This is a genomic window from Rhodococcus sp. P3_B8 (assembly GCF_056402775.1).
The window spans coordinates 1-2,250 of the sequence record NZ_JBFUGT010000560.1 but is presented as its reverse complement, the minus strand read 5'-3'; the positions used below and the strand labels follow the sequence as shown (position 1 = coordinate 2,250).

Annotated in this window: 2 protein-coding genes, 1 pseudogene and 1 other annotated feature; all 3 genes and pseudogenes read right to left on the bottom strand. The window is 65.6% G+C overall.

Features of this window, described 5'->3' with window-relative positions; translation table 11 throughout:
• Window positions 1-94, bottom strand: a pseudogene (locus AC1D1G_RS44515) (YciI family protein); the annotation flags it as partial.
• 272 nt (window positions 95-366) lie between these two features.
• Window positions 367-903 (bottom strand): RES family NAD+ phosphorylase, encoded by a 537-nt coding sequence (locus tag AC1D1G_RS44510; protein ID WP_477956865.1) that lies wholly within the window; start codon window positions 901-903, stop codon window positions 367-369.
• 22 nt (window positions 904-925) lie between these two features.
• Window positions 926-2,199, bottom strand: a protein-coding gene (locus AC1D1G_RS44505; protein ID WP_477956864.1) for an IS3 family transposase whose coding sequence is annotated in 2 segments (ribosomal slippage) — window positions 926-1,923 and window positions 1,923-2,199 — 1,275 coding nt in all. Because the reading frame shifts where the segments join, the coding sequence is not laid out codon by codon here.
• Window positions 1,796-1,927 (bottom strand) — a sequence feature (AL1L pseudoknot). (Overlaps the previous gene by 132 nt.)
• Window positions 2,200-2,250 lie beyond the last annotated feature (51 nt).

Sequence of the window (2,250 nt, the reverse complement as noted above, 5' to 3'; positions counted from 1 at the left end):
CGGAGATTTCCTCCGGGCTCCACTGGTCCATGGGGATGTCGTTGACCGGGGTCGGGGCGCCGCGGTAGTGCTTGAGCAGCAGGTACTTGGCCATGGTGTCTCTCCTGGGTGGTGGTGCGGCCCATTGTGGTCGCGTTCAGTGCAGGGACGGAGCCGGTTGCGGGTTCTCGACATCGTCGTCAAGGAATTTCTCGGGTCTCCTATTCGACGCCGCCCAACACACAGAGCAACCCCGTCAAACCCCCCCGATGTCATCGAGATCTGCACCTGGGGGCACGACGTCGCGGAACTCGCTGAACGCCCGTCGATCTGCGTGCGTCGTCGTGACGGTGCTGCTGCTAGCGTCGTTGCGTCGTTGCGTCGTGGTTAGGGCGCGGCGGCGCGTTGGCAGTTGGGGCAGTGGTTTTCGTCGGTGGGGGCGACGGTGWTGTGCCGGGGGATCAGGGCGGCGAGGAGCCGCGGGTGGATGTGGGGGTGGGTCAGGGGGAGGTCCAATGGTTGCCCGGCGCGGTCGTGGGCGACGGTGATGGCGTTGTCGCAGTCCCAGAGCGCGAGGGCGTGGTCGTCGTTGTAGGCGGTGCGGTAGCGGATGCCGTCGACTTTCGTTGTCGCCGGTTGGTCTTCGTAGATCGCCCTCGCCCATTGTTGGGTGAGGCCGCGGTGTTCGTTGCCGGCGGCGAGGGCGGGCAGCGCCCCGATCGCCAGCGCGGCCCCGGGGGTGGTGAGGTCGTAGGTGACGATGTCGCGGACCGGGCGGACCTGGGTGATCCGCCAGTGCGGGCACAGCGCGGCGACCCCGGCCTCACCGAACACCTCGCAGGCACTGGTGGCGAGGTCCACAGCCAGATACAGCGCCGCGCGCCCGTCGGGGTCCATTGCTGGTGGGCTGGGGGTGTGAACCATCCCGGGTCTCATGCACACACTGTCATTTGTGTGCGACCGGTTGATCGGCACGGTGTTCAGCGTAGTACTTGGCTTCGTACTCGGCCGGTGGGATCCGCCCGAGACGATGCATGAGCCGGCCGGTGTTGTACCAGTGCACCCACGCCGAGGTGGCCTCCTCGACGTCACCGATGGTGCGCAGCGGCCCCTTGCGGAACGGGGAATCGTCGGCGATGCACTCGGCCTTGTACAACCCGATCGTCGTCTCCGCCAGGGCATTATCGTAGGCGTCACCTACCGACCCGATCGACGGTCGAAGTCCTTGCAGGAACAGGGTTTCCCCGAATCGCAGAGCCGTATATTGAGAGCCCGCATCCGAGTGGTGAATAGTCCTCTCGCGCAACGGATTGCCTTGCATCGACCGCAGCATGCAGGCGTGATTCACCGCCCGCTCTACGAACGCGGTTTCCTTCGACGTCGACACCTCCCAACCGACGATCGTGCCGGCGAACGCATCGATCACGAACGCGGTGTACGCGAAGCAGGGCACCATCCGCACGTACGTGAAGTCGGCGACATAGAGCGCATCGGGCCGGTCGACCCGGAAGTTCCGATCGACCAGGTCCGGTGGCCGCGGCGCCGACGGCTCCGCGATGGTGGTGTGGACCCTCTTCGTCCGGGTGGTGCCGCGCCACTCGTTCACGCGCATCAGCCGCTCCACGGTGCAGCGGGCCACCTCGATGCCCTGACGTTGCAGGTGGGCCCACATCTTCAGCGAGCCGTACAACGACTCCGGTTTGCGTCTGCCGTGCTCGTCCCGCTCGACGTAATACGAGGCCAGCACAGCGGTGATGGTGGCGTCCCACAGGGCGCGCTTCGACAGCGGGCGCGCCAGCCAGGCGTAGAAGGTTCTCGGGGCGATCGTGCACCCGTGCTCGGTGAGCACGCGGCAGATCGGTACGACCCCGAACTGATCGCGGTGTTCGGCGATGAATCGGCAGATCACTTGCGTGGCGGGTCGCACTCCCGCGCGAAGAAAGATGTTGCGGCTTTGAGTATTTCGATGGTCTTCTCGAGCTCGGCGTTCTTCCGGCGCAATGCCCGCAGTTCGATCTCCGCCTCGGACGCCGACGCGGCATGGGTGCCATCGCCCGCCGCTTCGGCCTTGCGGACCCACACCCGTACGGTCTCCGTCTTCAGTGACATCCGTTCGGCGATTGTGCGGATCGCCTCGTATTCCGAGGCGTAGTCACCACGGTGCTCGAGGACCAGGCGCACGGCCTTCTCTCGCACCTCGGCTGGATAGACATTCGGCATAAGGATTACCTTCCCAAGAAAGAAGGTGCGCATCAAACCCGGGACGATTCA